A 16,951-nucleotide genomic window follows, 5' to 3' on the forward strand; every position below is an offset into this window, starting at 1 on the left:
GCGGCACGATGACCCGGTGAGCGCCGGACACGTGGGGGAGGCCGCCCGATGAGGCTCGTCGTCACCGAGGAGCAGCGGGAGCTGCGGGACGCGCTGCGGCGGTTCTTCGCCGACCGCTCCCCCGCCGCCGAGGTGCGGCGGCTGATGGAGACGGCCGAGGGCTACGACCCCAAGGTGTGGGCGCAGATGGCCGAGCAGCTCGGCCTGCAGGGCCTCGCGATCGCCGAGGAGCACGGCGGCGCCGGGTTCGGGGTGCGCGAGCTGGCCGTGGTGTTCGAGGAGATGGGACGGGCCGCGGTGTGCGCGCCGTTCCTGGCGACGATCACGGCCGGGGCGGCGCTGGAGGCCGGGGACGGCGGGCACGACCTGCTGCCCGGGATCGCGGACGGGTCGGTCATCGCGACGCTGGCCGTGGCCGAGGACGGCGGATCGTGGGATCCCGGGGATGTGGAGACCACGTTCGAGGACGGGAAGTTGTGGGGCGCGAAGAACTTCGTTTTGGACGGCCACATCGCTGATCTTGTTCTGGTGGCTGCCAAGGGCGATGGCGGCGTGGGGATTTATGCCGTCGAGGATGTGGCCGCCCTTTCCAGGGAGGTTCTGCCCACGCTCGACCAGACGCGGAAGCTGGCGCGGGTCGGGATGGACGGGGTCCCGGCGCGCAAGGTCGGCGGGCGGGACGCGCTGCTGCGGGCGCTCGACGTGGCGGCCGTCGTGCTGGCGGCCGAGGAGCTCGGCGGGGCCCAGAAGGCGCTCGACATGACCGTCGAGTACGTGAAGGTGCGGCGGCAGTTCGGGCGGCCGATCGGGTCCTTCCAGGCGATCAAGCACCGGTGCGCCGACATGTTCGTGCTCGTGGAGTCGGCGCGGTCGGCGGTGCTGAACGCGGCGGCCGCCGCCGACGAGGGCCCCGGGGAGCTGCCGGCCGCCGCCGCGCTGGCCAAGGCGTACTGCTCGGACGCCTACTTCCACACCGCCGGCGAGGCGATCCAGCTCCACGGCGGCATCGGGTTCACCTGGGAGCACGACGCGCACCTGTACTTCAAGCGGGCGCAGGGGTCGCGGCAGCTGTTCGGGGCGCCGGACCGCCACCGGGAGCGGCTCGCCGCGCTCGCCGGGATCACGGGTGCAGCCGCAGCCCCTTGAGGACCTTGTCCACGCCGTTCTTCGGGCCGTGGACCGCGAAACCGACGAGGGGCATGTCCTCGGCGGTGACCGCGCGGACGGTCTCCCGGTTGGCCTCGTCGTGGCCGGTCTTGAACATGTCCTCGATGTAGACGGCGATGTCCATCTCGCGGGCGAGGGCGCGGCCGTGGGCCTTCAGGATCGCCCCGGCGTCGGCCTCGTAGACCAGCACGGGCTGCCGGAACATCGCCAGGTACCGGTTGCCGGACGCGTCCTCGTACGGTTCGCCGATGACGCCGGGGACGCCGCCCGCGACGGCGCTGGCCAGGAACGCGGTGACGTTGAGCCGCTGCCAGGCGGCCAGGTCGTCCCGGACCACGATCCCGATCTTGGTGTCGAAACGCATGCCGTCCAAGGTGCCTCATGAGAGGCGCGCCGTCTTGAACGCTCGTGCGCCAGACTGGTCACGTGGACTGGAGCAGGTACTGGCGGTCGCCCGACCGCCCCCTGGAGGCGATGCACGCCCATTTCGAGCGGCACGTCTATCACCGGCACAGCCACGAGACGTACTCGTTCGGTGTGACCGAGGACGGCTATCAGGCGTTCCGGTGCCGGGGCGACGCCCACACCAGCGCGGCGGGGATGGTCATCGCGTTCAACCCGGACGATCCGCACGACGGTCATGCCGCCGACGAGCTGGGCTTCACGTACCGGATGGTGCACATCGGCCCGGAGCTGGTCTCCGCCGTCCTGGCCGACATCGCGGACGGCCCGGCCGGGCCGCCCCTGTTCGACTCGCCCGTCGTCCCGGATCCGGTCCTGGCGAAGAACCTGCGCGGCCTGCATCAAGCCCTGCTCGGGGCCGCGCCTGCCCTGCGGCGGGACGAGCTGCTGGCCGCGACCGTCGGGGCGATGGTCGACCGCGCCGCCACCCGGCGGGTGCGCGTTTCGGTGTCCGGCGGGTTCGTCGAGCGGGCCCGGCGGCGGCTCGAAGAGTCGTACCTGGACGACATCGGCGCCGACGAACTGGCGGAGGCGGCGGGGTGCAGCCGGTTCGCGCTCTACCGGGGGTTCCGGCAGGCGTACGGGATGGGGCCGAGCGACTACCAGCGGCAGCTCCGCCTCCGTGCCGCGCGCCGTCTGCTCGCCGCCGGCGAGGCCATCGGGGACGTGGCCGCCCGCACGGGCTTCGCCGACCAGAGCCATCTGACGCGCTGGTTCGTGCGCTGCTACGGCATGACGCCGGGCCGCTTCCAGAGTGCGGGCTGAGGGAGAATGCCCGGTATGAAACGGGCGAGCGGGGCGATGTTCGGGCTGGCGTACGGGGACTCGCTGGGGGCGCCCACCGAGTTCCTGTCGATGAAGCAGATCCACAAGCGGTTCGGCGACCACGGGCCGACGCAGCTCAACGGCGATCCCGCGCTCGTCACCGACGACACGCAGATGACCCTCGCGGTGGGGCTGGGCCTCCTGGACGCCCTGGCCAACCCTCCGTTCACCCCGGATCTGATCACGCCGATGTGGCGGCGGCGCTTCGTCGACTGGCTGAACGACCCGGACAATACCCGGGCACCCGGCCACACCTGCATCCGGGCGTGCCAGGGCCTCGAAGCCGGACTGCCCTGGGTGAAGGCCACCGTGGCGGGCTCCAAGGGCTGCGGGGCCAACATGCGCGTCGCGCCGGTCGGGCTCGCGCCCGGCCTGACGGACGAGACGCGGGCGGGGGCGGCGCAGTTGCAGGCCGCCCTCACCCACGGGCACCCGACCGGGCTCGCGGCCAGCGAGCTGACCGCGTTCGCCGTCCGGTGGCTGGCCGACGGGATGGACCCGTCCGACCTGCCGGAGGCGCTCCGCGCCCGCTGCCACGACCAGCGCACGACCTACCACGGGCGCTGGCTCGGCACTCTCTGGCAGCGGCCGGGCACGGACGCCCCGGAGACCTTCGTCTCGCGCGGCTGGGACGAGTGCCTCGCCGTCCTCGACCGGCTCGACGAGGCCCTGGCGCGGGGCGACCGGACGTCCGACCCCTGCGAGATCACCGGCGGTGGCTGGATCGCCGAGGAGGCGCTCGCCACCGGCCTGCTGTGCTTCCTGCTGTTCCCGGACGAGCCGGTCGAGGCGATCTGGCGCGGCGCCGCCAGCTCCGGCGACTCCGACTCGATCGCCTGCCTGGCCGGCGCGTTCGCGGGGGCGCACCTCGGCATGGACGCCTGGCCCGCCGAATGGTCCGCCCGCATCGAGTACGCCGACCGGCTCGCCGCGATCGGCGCGGCCTGGGACTGACCTCGCGAGAGCACCGCTCTTGACGGCACCGCACCCTATGGCTAACCTCATTAGCCATAGGGCTACCAAAGATTTAGGAGCGTGCGATGAGCGAGACCCGGTTCCTCGACCTGCCCGGTGGGCGTCTCGCCTACGACGACACCGGCGACGGCCCCCTGGTCGTCTGCCTGCCGTCGATGCTCGACCTCCGGTCGCAGTACCGGTTCCTCCGCCCGCTGCTACTGCAGGCGGGGTACCGGGTCGTGACCGTCGACCAGCGCGGGATGGGCGAGACGAGCGCGACGTGGCCCGAGTACGGCAGCACGCCGCTGGCCCACGACCTCATGGCGCTGCTGCGGCACCTGGACGCCGGGCCGGCGCTGGTCTACGGGTGCTCGAACGGCGCCGCGGCAGGCGTGTGGGTCGCGGCCGAGGCGCCGGAACTGGTCGGCGGGCTCGTGCTGGCGGCCCCGTTCGTCCGGGACGGCAAGGCCGGGTTCACGCAGAAGCTGACGATAGCGCTCGCGCGGATTCCCGGGCTGGCCGTGCCGCTCTACATGTCCTACTACCCGAAGTGGGAGCCGAAGCCGCCGGCCGACTTCGCCGAGCACGCGGCGAAGCTGAGGGCCAACTTCAAGGAGCCGGGCCGCGGCAAGGTCATCGCCGGCTACCTGAGCATGTCGCACGCCGAGTCCGAGGCGCGGCTCGACCGGGTCCAGGCGCCCGTGCTCGTCATCATGGGGACGGGCGACATCGACTGGCCCGACCCGGCCGCCGAGGCCCGCTGGGTCGCGCGCAGGCTGAACGGCGAGGTCGTCCTGCTGGACGGAGCCGGGCACCACCCGCACGTCGAGTACCCCGAGAAGGTCGCCGACGCCGTCACGGCCTTCCAGAAGAACCTCTAGGACGCCGACCAGCCCGTCCAGGCGTCGATCGTGATCGCTATGACCGGGCCCTCGGGCGGGCGCTCGCGGTACTGGGCGTAGCGGTCCGCCAGGAGCCGGACGGGCCCGGCCATTCCCGCGCCGTCCTCGACGATGTGGGCGTGGCCGTCGACGCGGACCCACCAGAGCCGCTCCCAGTCGTCCTCGTAGTGGTCGGCCAGCAGCGCGACGCGGGGGTTGGCGCGGATGTTCGCGAGCCGCCGCAGATCCCGCGTGCTCTTGGGCTTGTGGTCGACGGCCGTGTAGACGGCGCCCCGGTGGACGGCGAACGTCACGGGGACGAGGTGCGGCCGCGCGTCCTCCCCCACGGTCGCCAGCCGGACGACGGGAACCGTCGTCAGCAGGCGGCGCGCCTCGTCCGGCGCAAGCTTCGGCACACCCTCAGCCTGCCATGCCCGCTCCCCCGGCAGGAGTACGCGGATCACCCCCTGGCGGGAGGCCGGGCGGGGCGGGTCTCGGCGAGGGTCGTCCCATGGAGTCGATCGTCAGGCACTGGCCGCGCTGGGCCGGCTACGCGGCGGGCGCGTGGTCGACGGGCGCGGTGGCGGTGGCCCTCTACTGGGCGTGCGGCGGGGAGGCCGGGAACCCGCTGGACGGTGCGCGGCCGGCGGCGTGGGCGATCGCCGCGTGCCTGGGGGCCGGCGGGATCATGGCGGTGTCGACCGTCCGGGACGTCGGGCGGCACATGCCGCGCTGGTGGCCGCTCGCCGGGCTCTGGGGCGCGTTCGCCGTGGCGGGGGCCGGGACCTTCGGGTTCGTCATGAACGCGCTGCAGCTCGCCTTCACGGGGACGGTCGACGACTGGCCGGAGTTCGGCGTCGAGATCCTCTGCGCGGCGGGCGCGGCGCTGCTGGCGGGCGCGGCCCTGGCCTACCAGCGGCGGACGGCGGGGGCGTGCGCGCGCTGCGGCCGGGTCCATGCAGACACGGGCACGGTACGGAGGCCCGCGCCCGTGTCGGCCCCGCCGCGCGGAGTGCGGTGGGCGGCCTACGCCGGGACGCTCGCCTTCGTCCCCTACGTCGTGATGAAGACGACGTGGGCGTTCGGGGGCTCGTTCGCCGGGATCGAGGGTGAACGGGTCGTCGCCGAGTTCGAGCGCAACGGCGCGTCCGGGCTGGTCCTGACGCTGGAGAAGTACGGGCTGGACTTCACCACGCTCTCGGCGGCGCTGGGGATAGTCCTCCTGTTCGGGCTCACGCATGGGTGGGGGCAGGTCTTCCCCCGGTGGACGCCGTTCGCTGGACGCGGGGTGCCGCGCTGGCTGCCGCTCGCGCCGGCCTGGCTCGGCGCCCTCACGCTCGGCCCGTACGGCGTCGTGGGGACGGTCGGGTACCTGCTGCCGCCCGTCGTCGGGCTGGGCGACCTCCCCGACGACCAACTCCTGCACGGCTGGTCCGGCTGGACGGTCGCGGCGTGCGGGATCGTCGCGTTCGCCGTCTACGGGACGGCGCTGGGCGTCGCGGCGTGGTCGTACCAGCGCCGCACCCGCCCGCGGTGCGTCAGTCCTGGAAGTCCGGCTGCCGGTGCTCCTTCCGGGCCTTGATCGCCTCCTCGAAGTTGTGGGTGGTGAGCCGGACGTACAGCTGGGCCAGGCCCTCCTGGCCCATGTGGGCGTCCAGGCTCGCGGCGTCCAGGCTCGACCACAGCATCCGCTTCGTCAGCTCGGTGCCGGGACGGCTGAACCCGGCGATCCGCTCGGCCAGCTCGTAGCTCGCGTCGAGGAGCTTGTCGCCGGGGACGACGCGCGACAGCAGCCCGACGCGCTCGGCCTCGGCGGCGTCGACGTCCCGCCCGGACAGCATCATCTCGAACGCGCGGGAGGCGCCGATGGCGCGCGGCAGCAGGTAGCTGAGGCCGAGCTCGCTCGCGGTCAGCCCGTTGTTGATCCCGGCGGCGCGGAACAGCGCGGTGTCCGAGCCGAGCCGGATGTCGGCGGCCAGGGACAGGCACAGGCCGCCGCCGATCGCCGGGCCGTTGACCGCCGCGATCACCGGCTGGTGGACGCGGCGCATCGCGCGGATCACGTCGTCCAGCAGCTCCATGGAGCGGAGCGCGATGGTCGGGAGCGTCAGCCCGTCGATGCCGGGGATGTGACCGGGGTTCTCCAGGTCCGCCCCGGAGCAGAACCCGCGCCCCGCGCCGGTGATGACGACGACGCGGGTCCCGTTGTCGCGGCCGACCTCCTCCAGCGCCTCGCGGAACGGGACCATGACGTCGAACGCCATGGCGTTCATGCGCTCGGGCCGGTTGAGGGTGATGAGCGTGACGTCCGGCCGCGGCTTGTCGATCAGGACGAAGGGCACTGCGGGGCCTCCCAAGGTCACCTAGCAAGCGCTAGGTTACACGCGCGGGAAGTCCGGCGGCGCGAGCCCACGCTCGACCACCCTCGCCAGCTCCTCCTCGGTCAGGACGCGCGGCTCGCCGATCGTCCTGGCCCGGACGTACACGCCGCAGAGCCACTCCAGCAGGCGCGCGTTCTCGAAGGCCTCGTCGAGGTCGCGGCCGATCGTGACGCCGCCGTGGTTGGCCATCAGCGCGGCGCGCTTGCCGCCCGCCATGGCCGCCCGGACGTTCTCCGCCAGCTCGGGTGTCCCGTAGGTGGCGTACTCAGCGACCTTCACCACGCCGCCGAGCAGCAGCGTGTTGTAGTGGATCGGCGGCAGCTCGGACATCGTCGTCGCCACGACGGCGCCATAGGTCGAGTGCGTGTGCACGATCGCGGCGGCCGGCGTCGCCGCGTAGAGCGCGAGGTGCATGGGGGTCTCCGACGACGGCGCCCGCTCCCCCTCCGCGAGCCGCGACTCCAGGGTCACCACCGGGCAGTCCGCGGGCTCCATCCGGTCGAGCATCATCCCGCCCGGCGTGACGGCGACCAGGTCCCCCGAGCGGACGCTGATGTTGCCCGACGCGCCCGTCACCAGACCGGTATCGGCCAGCCTGCGGCCGATCGCGCACAGCTCGGCCCGCTCGTCCTCCAGCAGCATGCGAATACCTCTCACATCTCACGGTTCCCACCGCGTACGCTACGGCCCTGACGATCACGAAGGGGCCGGTCATGACCGTTGTCACTCTGGGCGCGCACATCCTGGACGTCCTCGCCCGTCCCGTGCAGGGCATCCCGGACGGGCAGGACACCGTCGTGGTGGACCAGATCCGGGTGACCGCCGCGGGCGCCGCCGCCGGGACCGCCGTCGCCCTCGCCCGGCTCGGCAACGAGGTGATCTCGGTCGGCGCCATCGGCGACGACGACCTCGGCGACCTGCTGGTCACGATCATGCGGCGCGACGGCGTGGACGTGTCCGGGCTCGTCCGGCGGACGGCCGACCAGACCAGCGCGTCCGTGCTGCCGATCCGGCCGGACGGCGGGCGGCCGAGCTTCCACGTCCCCGGCGCGAACCTGACCCTCACCCCCGGCGCGGTCGGGCCGGGCCTGCTCGGCGCGGCGGACGTGGTGCACCTCGGCGGTCCCGACGTCACGTTCGGCCTCAACGACCCGGCGTTCTTCGACATGCTCGCCGCCGCCCGCGAGTCCGGCACCGTCGTGACGATGGACCTGCTGTCCAACATGCCCGACCTGCTGACCGGCGCCGCCGCGTTCCTCCCGTACGTCGACCACGTCCTGCCCAACGAGGAGCAGGCGGCGGCGCTGACGGGCGAGGACGACCCGGAGAAGGCCGCGGCCGCGCTCCTCGGGCAGGGGCCGAGCACGGTCGTCGTCACGCTCGGCGCGGACGGGAGCCTCGTCGCCACCGCCGAGGGCGTGCACCGGCTGCCCGTCCTGCCCGTGGAGGTCGTCGACACCACCGGGTGCGGCGACGCGTACTGCGCCGGGTTCATCACCGGCCTCACGCACGGCAGGGACGTCCTGGAGTCGGCGCGCTGGGGCACCGCGGCGGCGGCGACCGTCGCCCAGGGCCTCGGCTCGGACGCGTGCCTCACCGACCTGGACGCGGTCCTCGCCCTGCTGAGCTAGATCTTCTGCTTCTCGTCCTTCCAGTAGGGATCGCGCAGGAGCCGCTTGTAGAGCTTGCCGGTCGGCGTCCTCGGCATCCGGTCGACGAAGTCGATCGAGCGCGGGGCCTTGTACCCGGCCAGCGAGGCGCGGACGTGCGCGATCAGCTCGGCGGCGAGCCCGTCCGAGGGGGCGGCGCCGTCGCCGGGCTCGACGGCCGCCTTCACCTGCTCGCCGAACTCCTCGTCCGGGACGCCGAACACCGCCACGTCACGGACGGCCGGATGAGTGATCAGCACGCCCTCGATCTCCGCCGGGTAGATGTTCACCCCGCCGCTGATGATCATGTCGATGACGCGGTCGGACAGGAAGAGGTAGCCGTCCTCGTCCAGGTAGCCGACGTCGCCGGTGGTGAACAGCCCGTCCTCGCGGTGCACCGAGCGGGTCTTCTCCTCGTCCCCCCAGTACTCGACGTCGTCGCCGCTGGTGTAGCGGAAGTAGATCTGGCCGCGCTCCCCCGGCGCGGCGGGCTCGCCGTCCTCCCGCAGGACGTGCACCTCGGTCGTGGGCAGCGGGCGGCCGACGCTGCCGGGCTTCTCCAGCCACTCCCGCGCCGTGATGACGCTGTTCACCGACGCCTCGGTGGAGCCGTAGTACTCCGAGACGATCGGGCCGAACCAGTCGATCATCTGCCGCTTGACCTCGGGCGGGCAGGGCGCGGCGCCGTGCCAGACGACCGCCAGGCTGGAGCCGTTGAAGGCGGCGCGGGTCTCCTCGTCCAGGCGCAGCAGCCGGACGAACTGCGTCGGGACCAGATGGACGTTCGTGACGGCGTGCCCGTCGATGAGCGCGAGCGTCTCGGCCGGGTCGAAGCTCCGCCGGATCACCACCGACCGTCCCCGCAGCAGGAACATGAACGACCACAGCCACTGCGCCGAGTGGTACACGGGCCCGACGAGCAGCGACCTGCCGTCCGGCGGGATCCCCAGCACATCGGCGAACACGTCGCCGATCAGCGCCGCCGTCTCGATCGGGGCGCCGACGCCCAGCATCTTGCGGCTGACGCCCTTCGGCCGGCCGGTGGTGCCCGAGGTGTAGAACATCGGGAAGCCCATGACCGGGTCGGTGATCTCTTCCCGCGCACCCGCCCCGAGGAACTCCTCGTACGGGGTGAAGCCCTCGACCGCGCCGCCGAACGCGACACGCCCGGCGAGGCCGAGCCCCTCGGACGCCTCCCGTGCCACGTCTCCGAACGCGTCCTCGGTGAACAGCACCCGCGCGCCCGCGTCCTCCAGGACGTAGCGCAGCTCGTCGGCCGTCCAGTGCCAGTTGACCATGACGTACCGGAGCCCGACGTGCGTCGCCGCGCACATCAGCTCGAAGTACTCGCGCCGGTTGCCGGAGTGGATCGCGATCGCGTCGCCGGTGCCGAGGCCCAGGCCGCGCAGCGCGCCCGCCAGCCGGTCGGTCCTCGCGTCCAGCTCCCGCCATGACGTGGCCCCGCGCTCGTCGGTGATCGCGGGTTCGTCCGGCCTGGCTTCGGCGTACGGGGCGAGCAGAACGGCCATCGGCCACCTCCAGGAACGCGACAACGCCCAGGATGCGACTCTAGATCGGGACCGTCGTGACCACCAGGTCAGAAGAGCGGCCGGTCCGCGTAGAGGACCGCGTCCGCCGCGCCGGCGAGCTGCTCCAGCCGGAACACCTCCGTCCGGTGGAACGGCGGGGCGCCCGTCCGGGCGACGACCAGCGCGAGGCTGCCCTTGGCGAGCGGGCACAGCGCGTACCGCGTGCCGTCCGGCGCGGTGAACGCGCGCGGACGCAGCGGCAGCAGCCCCGGCAGGCCGATGCCGGGGACGCCGCCGGCGCTGACGTGCACCAGCACCGCCCCGCCCTCCCCTTCCAGCTCGGCGAGCCCCGCCCAGTCCGCGCTCAGGATCGCCGGGACGGCGTCGGCGAGGATCCGCGCGCCGTGCTCCGGGACCGCCGCGACCTGCCCGATCACGGCCCCGTCGGGGAAGGCGCCCTGCGGCTCGACGGTCGGCCAGATGCCGACGACCTCCACACCGGGCACCGAGCCGAGCCCCTCGGCGAGCCGGTCGGTCGCCGCGCCGGCGGGCCACACGACGGTGAAGTCGTCCATCGCCCGGCCGTTGTCACGTTCCAGCACCGCCATCTGGACGACGTCCGCGCCCGCCGCGCCCAGCGTCCGGGCGACCTGACCGAGCGATCCGGGACGGTCCGGCAGGCGCACCCGTATCCGCAGCAGCATCGCCACCTCCAGTCTCCGTGCCAGGCCCCCAGCCTCCGCGACGGGCGTTTCCACCGTGTTACCGCGAGGTCTCGTCCTGAGAAAACGGCACGGGAGGTCGGTGCTGGAATGGCGGGTACAGGTCAAACTAGAGTCCGGTGAAGGTCATCGAATGGCCTGTCGCCTCCTGCCGTCCAGCATTAAGGTAACTGCACGTGTCGAGGGACGGGGAACCCCCAGTCAACGAGGACTCCCGAGCCGAGCCGGGACCGGCGCCCGAGGGCGGCGCTGGACCGGCGCCCGCGGGCGGTGCCGGCGCGGACTTCCGCGCCGAGGTGCGGGAGGCGCTCGCCGGGCTGGCGGCGCGGCTCGACCGCGAGCACGAGCGCGCGGCGCACCGGGAGGCCGTCATCGACCGGCTGCACGAGGAGAACCAGCGGCTCCGCCGCGGGGAACTGGAGGCGATGCTGGAGCCGGTCCGCTCCGCGCTGTACCGGCTGCACGACCAGGCGCGCCGGGAGTCCGACCGGCTCCGCGCGCCCGAGCGGACCGATCCGCCCGACCCGCGGCAGACGGCGCTGCTGCTGGCCGCCGTCGCCGACGACGTCGCCGACGCGCTCGCGCGCCTCGGCGTGGACCGCTTCACGGTCGAGCCGGGCGCCCCCTACGACGCGTCCCGGCACCGCCCGGTCGCGGTCACGCCCGTCGACGACCCGCTGCGCGACGGCACGGTCACCGGCGTCCGGGCGGACGGGTTCGAGCAGGGCGGGAAGGTGCTGCGCAAGGCGGCGGTCAGCGTCGGGCGCCTCGGCGGGAGACCGGACGGCGAGGACGGGAAGGCGGCCGGGGGGAACGGGTCCGGCGCCGCCGCCGCGACGGGCCGCGCCGGCGGCGGGGCGGGCGGCACGGTGAACACCGGACAGACGACGAACAGCGGGTGAGGGACATGGCCGTCTACGGGATCGACCTGGGAACCACGTACTCCTGCATCGCCTCCATCGACGACGTGGGGCGTCCGGCGGTCCTGCGGAACCTGGAGGGCACCGACACCACGCCGTCCGTCGTGTTCTTCGAGAGCGGCGAGAACGTCATCGTCGGCGCGACCGCCAAGGACACCGCGGTCCTGGAGCCCGACAACGTCGTCAGCCTGATCAAGCGGGACATGGGCCGGGACGTGACGCGCCCCATCCACGGGATCGACTTCACCCCCGAGGAGGTGTCGGCGTTCATCCTGCTGAAGCTCGCGACGGACGCGCGCACCACCACGGGCGAGGACGCCCGGGACGTCGTCATCACCGTCCCCGCCTACTTCGGCGCGGCCGAGCGGGACGCCACCCGCAAGGCCGGGCGGATCGCCGGGCTGAACGTCATCGACATCGTGTCCGAGCCGATCGCCGCCGCGATCACCTACGGCGTCCTCAACCCCGAGCAGGACCGCACGATCCTGGTCTACGACCTCGGCGGCGGGACGTTCGACACCACCGTCATCGCGCTGCGCGACGGCCACATCGAGGTCGTGTGCACCGACGGCGACCACGAGCTCGGAGGCGCCGACTGGGACGCGCGGCTCGTCGAGCACCTGGCCGAGCGGTTCCGCGCCGAGCACCCGGACGCGGGCGACCCGCTCGACGACAAGCAGACCGAGCAGCAGCTCCGCCGCGACGCCGAGGACGCCAAGAAGGCGCTCACCACCCGCACCGCGCACACCGTCCGGGTGATGCACGGCGGGCGGGTCGCGGCCGTCGAGGTGACGCGGGAGAAGCTGGAGGAACTGACCAAGGACCTCCTCGACCGCACCGTCGAGATCACCGGCCGGACGCTGTCCACGGCGGCGGACAAGGGCGTGGAGGACTACGACGACCTCGTCCTGGTCGGCGGGTCGACCAAGATGCCGGTCGTCGCGGCCCGGCTGGAGACCGAGCTCGGCCTCGCGCCCCGCCTGCAGGACCCCGACCTCGCGGTCGCGAAGGGCGCGGCGCTGTACGCGTTCGAGGAGACCTACCGGCGGCTCGTCCGGGAGGGCGCCGCCGAGCGCGCCGAGGAGATGGCGACCCGGGCCGGGCTGTCGGCCGAGCAGCAGCGGCAGATCGCCGGGCGGCAGATCAAGACCGTCGCCTCGCACGCGTTCGGGATCGTCGTCGTCGACCGGGAGACCGGCGCCGAGAACGTCGCGCACCTGGTGCACGCCAACGACGAGCTGCCCGCCGCGAAGACCGAGGACTTCTTCACCGTCTACGACGACCAGACGTCCGCCGACATCCGGGTGATGGAGCAGGCGGGGGTGGTGGAGTCCACCGACCTGATCGACAACACCGAGATCGCGACCGGGGAGATCCGCGTCCCGCCGGGCAAGAAGGCGGGCTGGCCGATCGGGGTCACGTTCGCGCTGGACTCCTCCGGACTGCTGAACGTCATGGCCGTGGAGAAGGAGACCGGCGAGCGGCTGGAGCTGAAGGTGGACGTCGGCGGCATGTCCGAGGAGGAGGTCGAGCGATCCCGCAAGGCCCTGTCCCGGGTCCAGGTCAGCTAGCGGCCCGCCGACCCCTGGAGGCGCCCGTGGCGTTCGACGACGACTACCGGCGGGAGGTGCTGGAGCCCGCGCGGGCCGCGGGCGACCAGCCCCCCGAGGACCTGCGCGTCCGCTACGCGCTCCACGAGCTCACCGGGGAAGACGTCGCGGCGCGGGTGAAGCAGGTCCGGCAGTGCTGGCGGCGGGCGCGCGGGCAGCTGAAGTACCGCAAGCTGATCGACCGGCTGGAGGCCGAGCACCGCGAGCTGGCCCCGCTGTTCTCCGCCGCCGAGCGCGGCGACCTGCGGCCGCTGGAGGCGCGGCTGCGCGGCGGCCGGGAGCGCGGCGAGCGGCGCCGCGGCCGGGCCCGCGCCCGGCTCGCCGACGCGGCCGGGGCGCTGCGGATGGCGGCGCCCGCCGAGCTGGAGGCCATCGCCCGCACCGCGGGCGTCACCCGCGCCGAGCTGGCCGAGCTGGCCGCCGCCGACCGCATCGAGATCCGCGACCCGGACCCGCTGCCGACCGCCGCGCCCTACCCGGCGTTCCGCAAGGTGCAGGAGTCGCTCGACGTCCTCGGCAGGCGGCACCTCGCCGACTTCGTGTTCGGGACGCGGCTGACCGGCCCGATCCGGCTGCTGGACGGCTTCGCCGAGCCCGGCGGGACCCTGCGCCTGGACAAGGACGCGGTGGCGGCGGCCGGCGCCGAGTGGGCGCGCCGCAGCCGCGACACCAGCACCACGCACGCCGACACGATCCTGGCGGCGCTGCGGTCGGGGGCCGAGCCGGCGGACCTGCTGCTGTTCGACGTGGCCGACCGGCTCCGCGAGCGGCTGCGGCAGCGGGCGTCCGAGCGCGCCCTGCTCCAGTACGCGGTCGAGGACCTCGGCGTCGAGCAGGGCGACGCGCGCCGCCTGGTGTTCGCCGTCGTCCGCGAGACCGGGCCGGGCGGCGGCCTCGCGGGACGGCTCCGCGCCCTGCTGGACGCCGGCGACGTGTACGCCGCGTCCGAGCTGGCCGACGCCGCGCAGGTGCCGCATCCGGCACCCGGCACCGAGCCCCCGGAGGAGGAGGTCCTCGCCGCCGAGGCCCGGCACCGCCTCGACACCGCGCTGCGCCTCCGCGAGGCCGCCACCGCCGAGGCCGACCCCGACCGCGCGTTCCGCCTCCTGTCCGACGCGCTCCGCCTCGTCCGCGACCTTCCCGGTGCCGAGGCGCACCGGCGCCGCCTCCCGCCACGTCCCGTCCCCGCCCTGCACGCCGACATCGACCCCGGCACGGGCGGTGACGGCCGCGCGTCGGTGCGGCTGTCGTGGGAGCGGTCGCCGTCCACCGCGGGCGAGGTGCTCTACCACGTCGTGCGGCGGACGGGGCGGGCCCCGCGCGACGTCCGGGACGGGGACGCGATCGGCGGGGCGCTCGACGAGCGGCCGCCGGTGAACGCGCCCGTGTACTACGCGGTGTTCGCGATGCGCGGAGACGCCGCCGCCCCTCCCGCCGTGGCCGGGCCGCTGACCGTGCGGCCGGAGCCCGCCGAGGTCGAGCTGCTGCCCGGGGACGGGCAGGTGACGGGGCGCTGGCGGTGCCCGGCGGAGGCGGCGCGGGTCGTCGTCGTCCGCGATGGGCAGGCCGTCGCGGCCGGCCGGGACGGGTTCCGGGAGCGCGTCCCGAACGGGCGGACCCACCACTACCGGATCTGCGCCGTCTACCTCGACCCGTCCGGGCGGGAGGTCACGACGGACGGCGTGCGGGCGTCGGCCACCCCCAGCGCGCCGCCCGAGCCCGTGTACGAGCTGAGCGCCGAGACCGATCCCTCCGACCCCGGACTGGTGCGGGCCCGCTTCGACCCGCCCGGCCACGGGACGGTCGAGCTGGTGCTGTCGGACGGCCCGCCGCCGTGGCCGCGCAGCGCGCTCGTCCCCCTGGAGGAGGTGCGGCGGGAGACGCGGCGGCTCGCGGGCACGCCGGCATCCGGCGGACTGGCGGTCCGGCCCGGGAGGGGCGGGTGGCTGCTCGCGGTGACCGTGGCGGAGGGCACCGCCGCCATCGGCGCCCACCACCGGCACGTGAACCTGCCGCCGCCGCGCCGGCTGGTCGCCGAGCGGCGCGGCGCCTACGTGCACGTCGGGTTCGACTGGCCGCCCGACGTCGCCGAGGTCGACGTCGTCTACCGGATCGGCGGCGGGCCCCGGCACGGCGCGGGTCCGCCCTCCAGCGAGGCCGTGACCCGCGCCGCCTACGACACCCAGGGCGGGGTGCGGCTCGCGGTGCCCGAGGACGAGCCGGTCGAGCTGTCGGTCGCGGCGGCCGGGACCGTGGGCGGCGCCCGGGTGACCGGCCCGCCGGTGATGGCGGAGGTCGCCGCGCGCACCATCGTCCGGTACGACGTGCTGCGGTCGGGGCCGCCATGGCGGAAGACCCTGACGGTCCGGCTCACCTCGCCCCACCCGCTGCGGGTGGCGCGGCTGTCGCTGGTCCTGCGCACCGGGAAGGTGATGCCGCACCGCGCCGCCGACGGCGAGACGCTCGGCGTGTGGGAGCAGGTGCCCGTGCCGGGCGAGCTGTCGCTGGACGCGCCGGACGCGCGCGCCCCCTACTGGCTGCGCTGCTTCGCCGACGACGACGTCGTCGAGCTGAGCGATCCGCCCGTCCGCCGGCTGCGGGTCCGATGATGGCGGGACCGCTGGCCCGGGCGGGGATCCCCGGCGTGCCGTCCAGGCAGGGCATCACCTGCCCGTACTGCTTCGCGTCGGTCGCGCCGCAGCGCATCCTGTTCCGGTGCCGCGGGCGGGCCGGGCGGCGGCAGGGGTGCGCGCCCGTCCTCGACGAGAAGCTGGCCGAGTACACCGGGTCCACCGCGGGCGCGTCGCTGCCGCCGGTGTTCGCCGCGTCCGGGCGCAAGGGCCGGGCCGGCTGCCCGGAGTGCGGGGTGCCGACGGGGAACCGGGCCTGCCCGGAATGCCACAACCCGCTCCCGGCCGCGTACTGCGACTCCCCCGGCCGGATCGTCGCGCTCGTCGGCGCGAAGAACGCCGGCAAGAGCACCTACATCGCCGTCCTGCTGCACGAGCTGATGAACCGGGTCGGGACGGAGCTGGACGCCTCGCTCGTCGCGTGCGACGACCGGACGATCGAGCGGTACAAGCGCGACTTCGCCCGGCCGCTGCTGGAGGAGCGGCGGCTGCTGCCGACGACGGCGAGCGCCGCGACCGGGCCGCGCGAGCCGCTGGTGTACCTGCTCACCAGGACGCGGCGGGGGCGCTTCTCCCGCCCGCGCAACGACTCGCTGGCGCTCGTGCTGTTCGACACCGCGGGCGAGGACCTGCGCAGCCGGGAGGCCACCGACCTGCACCTGCGGTACCTGGAGGCCGCCGACGCGATCATCTTCCTGGTCGACCCGCTGGAGCTGCCGGGCGCGCGGACGCAGGTCCGCGACACCGTCCCCGGGCCGCCCGCGGCCGGCGAGGACCCGGGCAGCGAGCCGCTGAACATCATCGCCCGCGTCACCGAGACGCTCCGGCAGCGGCACGGCACCCGGCCGGGCGAGCCGCTGCCCGTCCCGGTGGCGGTCGCGCTCACCAAGATCGACGTGCTGCGGCCGGCGCTGCTGGCGCAGTCGGCGCTGCACCGGTCGCGGTCCGGGCAGGGCGTCCTCGACCTGGACGACAGGGACGCGGTGCACGAGCAGGTCCGCGCGCTGCTGCACGACTGGCAGGCCGGGCAGTTGGACACCTACCTCGGGCAGCAGTACGCCGACCACGCGCTGTTCGGGCTGTCGGCGCTCGGCGGCGTCCCGGAGGAGGGACGGGTCGGCGCGGGCGGCGTCCGCCCGTACCGGGCCGAGGATCCGCTGCTGTGGCTCCTGCACCGGTTCGGGATGCTCGACGGCGTCCGTCCCGGAGGCGGGTAGC

The 16,951-nt window shown here is 74.4% G+C and carries 16 protein-coding genes; 10 read left to right on the top strand and 6 right to left on the bottom strand.

Annotation, left to right across the window (positions count from 1 at the left end):
- The first annotated feature begins 48 nt into the window (after positions 1 to 48).
- Positions 49 to 1,146, top strand: coding sequence for an acyl-CoA dehydrogenase family protein (locus K8Z49_RS11520; RefSeq protein ID WP_412518668.1), 1,098 nt, complete (start codon positions 49 to 51; stop codon positions 1,144 to 1,146).
- On the opposite strand, the gene K8Z49_RS11525 is transcribed toward K8Z49_RS11520, so the two are convergent.
- Positions 1,121 to 1,531 carry a DUF2000 domain-containing protein gene (locus K8Z49_RS11525; RefSeq protein WP_021592598.1) on the bottom strand — a complete coding sequence of 137 codons (411 nt, stop codon included), beginning with the start codon at positions 1,529 to 1,531 and terminating at the stop codon, positions 1,121 to 1,123. The two genes, K8Z49_RS11520 and K8Z49_RS11525, sit on opposite strands and share 26 nt — an antisense overlap.
- A gap of 62 nt (positions 1,532 to 1,593) precedes the next feature.
- Here K8Z49_RS11525 and K8Z49_RS11530 point away from each other — a divergent pair, with 62 nt between their 5' ends.
- From K8Z49_RS11530 to K8Z49_RS11540, 3 genes are all read left to right on the top strand, one after another.
- Positions 1,594 to 2,394 (top strand): AraC family transcriptional regulator, encoded by an 801-nt coding sequence (locus K8Z49_RS11530; protein ID WP_021592597.1) that lies wholly within the window; start codon positions 1,594 to 1,596, stop codon positions 2,392 to 2,394.
- 15 nt (positions 2,395 to 2,409) lie between these two features.
- The gene (locus K8Z49_RS11535) at positions 2,410 to 3,408 is read left to right on the top strand and encodes an ADP-ribosylglycohydrolase family protein (RefSeq protein WP_412518671.1); all 999 of its coding nucleotides are present in this window, start codon (positions 2,410 to 2,412) and stop codon (positions 3,406 to 3,408) included.
- A gap of 86 nt (positions 3,409 to 3,494) precedes the next feature.
- Complete coding sequence (locus tag K8Z49_RS11540) at positions 3,495 to 4,292, top strand: alpha/beta fold hydrolase (protein ID WP_021592595.1); 798 nt, start codon at positions 3,495 to 3,497, stop codon at positions 4,290 to 4,292.
- Here K8Z49_RS11540 and K8Z49_RS11545 read toward each other — a convergent pair.
- A complete protein-coding gene (locus K8Z49_RS11545; RefSeq protein WP_021592594.1) occupies positions 4,289 to 4,708 on the bottom strand; it encodes a TIGR03668 family PPOX class F420-dependent oxidoreductase in 420 nt (139 codons plus the stop codon). The genes K8Z49_RS11540 and K8Z49_RS11545 overlap by 4 nt on opposite strands.
- 95 nt (positions 4,709 to 4,803) lie before the next feature.
- Between K8Z49_RS11545 and K8Z49_RS11550 the strand changes: the two genes are divergently transcribed.
- Entirely contained in the window at positions 4,804 to 5,874 is a 1,071-nt protein-coding gene (locus K8Z49_RS11550; RefSeq protein ID WP_412518673.1) for a hypothetical protein, read from the top strand.
- Here K8Z49_RS11550 and K8Z49_RS11555 read toward each other — a convergent pair.
- Both K8Z49_RS11555 and K8Z49_RS11560 read right to left on the bottom strand, forming a co-directional pair.
- Positions 5,831 to 6,634, bottom strand: coding sequence for an enoyl-CoA hydratase (locus K8Z49_RS11555; RefSeq protein ID WP_412518675.1), 804 nt, complete (start codon positions 6,632 to 6,634; stop codon positions 5,831 to 5,833). The genes K8Z49_RS11550 and K8Z49_RS11555 overlap by 44 nt on opposite strands.
- A 36-nt stretch (positions 6,635 to 6,670) precedes the next feature.
- Positions 6,671 to 7,315: a class II aldolase/adducin family protein gene (locus K8Z49_RS11560; RefSeq protein ID WP_021592591.1), complete on the bottom strand. Its 645-nt coding sequence runs from the start codon at positions 7,313 to 7,315 to the stop codon at positions 6,671 to 6,673.
- A 71-nt stretch (positions 7,316 to 7,386) separates the two neighbouring features.
- On the opposite strand from K8Z49_RS11560, the gene K8Z49_RS11565 reads away from it, so the two are divergent.
- Positions 7,387 to 8,304: a carbohydrate kinase family protein gene (locus K8Z49_RS11565; RefSeq protein WP_412518678.1), complete on the top strand. Its 918-nt coding sequence runs from the start codon at positions 7,387 to 7,389 to the stop codon at positions 8,302 to 8,304.
- On the opposite strand, the gene K8Z49_RS11570 is transcribed toward K8Z49_RS11565, so the two are convergent.
- Together K8Z49_RS11570 and K8Z49_RS11575 are read right to left on the bottom strand one after the other, a co-directional pair.
- Positions 8,301 to 9,851 carry an AMP-binding protein gene (locus K8Z49_RS11570; RefSeq protein WP_412518680.1) on the bottom strand — a complete coding sequence of 517 codons (1,551 nt, stop codon included), beginning with the start codon at positions 9,849 to 9,851 and terminating at the stop codon, positions 8,301 to 8,303. The two genes, K8Z49_RS11565 and K8Z49_RS11570, sit on opposite strands and share 4 nt — an antisense overlap.
- A 68-nt stretch (positions 9,852 to 9,919) precedes the next feature.
- The gene (locus K8Z49_RS11575) at positions 9,920 to 10,555 is read right to left on the bottom strand and encodes an ACT domain-containing protein (protein ID WP_412521037.1); all 636 of its coding nucleotides are present in this window, start codon (positions 10,553 to 10,555) and stop codon (positions 9,920 to 9,922) included.
- Positions 10,556 to 10,749: 194 nt separating this feature from the next.
- On the opposite strand from K8Z49_RS11575, the gene grpE reads away from it, so the two are divergent.
- From grpE to K8Z49_RS11595, 4 genes are read left to right on the top strand one after another with little or no spacing between them, the layout of a single operon-like run.
- The gene (grpE, locus tag K8Z49_RS11580) at positions 10,750 to 11,475 is read left to right on the top strand and encodes a nucleotide exchange factor GrpE (protein ID WP_024934719.1); all 726 of its coding nucleotides are present in this window, start codon (positions 10,750 to 10,752) and stop codon (positions 11,473 to 11,475) included.
- A gap of 5 nt (positions 11,476 to 11,480) precedes the next feature.
- Positions 11,481 to 13,064: an Hsp70 family protein gene (locus K8Z49_RS11585; RefSeq protein ID WP_021600389.1), complete on the top strand. Its 1,584-nt coding sequence runs from the start codon at positions 11,481 to 11,483 to the stop codon at positions 13,062 to 13,064.
- Between the two features lie 26 nt (positions 13,065 to 13,090).
- Positions 13,091 to 15,712, top strand: a complete 2,622-nt coding sequence (locus K8Z49_RS11590; RefSeq protein WP_111831219.1) for a hypothetical protein — start codon at positions 13,091 to 13,093, stop codon at positions 15,710 to 15,712.
- A gap of 35 nt (positions 15,713 to 15,747) precedes the next feature.
- A complete protein-coding gene (locus K8Z49_RS11595; RefSeq protein WP_235206544.1) occupies positions 15,748 to 16,950 on the top strand; it encodes a TRAFAC clade GTPase domain-containing protein in 1,203 nt (400 codons plus the stop codon).
- The last annotated feature ends 1 nt before the right edge of the window (position 16,951 follow it).

The organism is Actinomadura madurae, assembly GCF_047130825.1.
GTDB lineage: Bacteria > Actinomycetota > Actinomycetes > Streptosporangiales > Streptosporangiaceae > Spirillospora > Spirillospora madurae.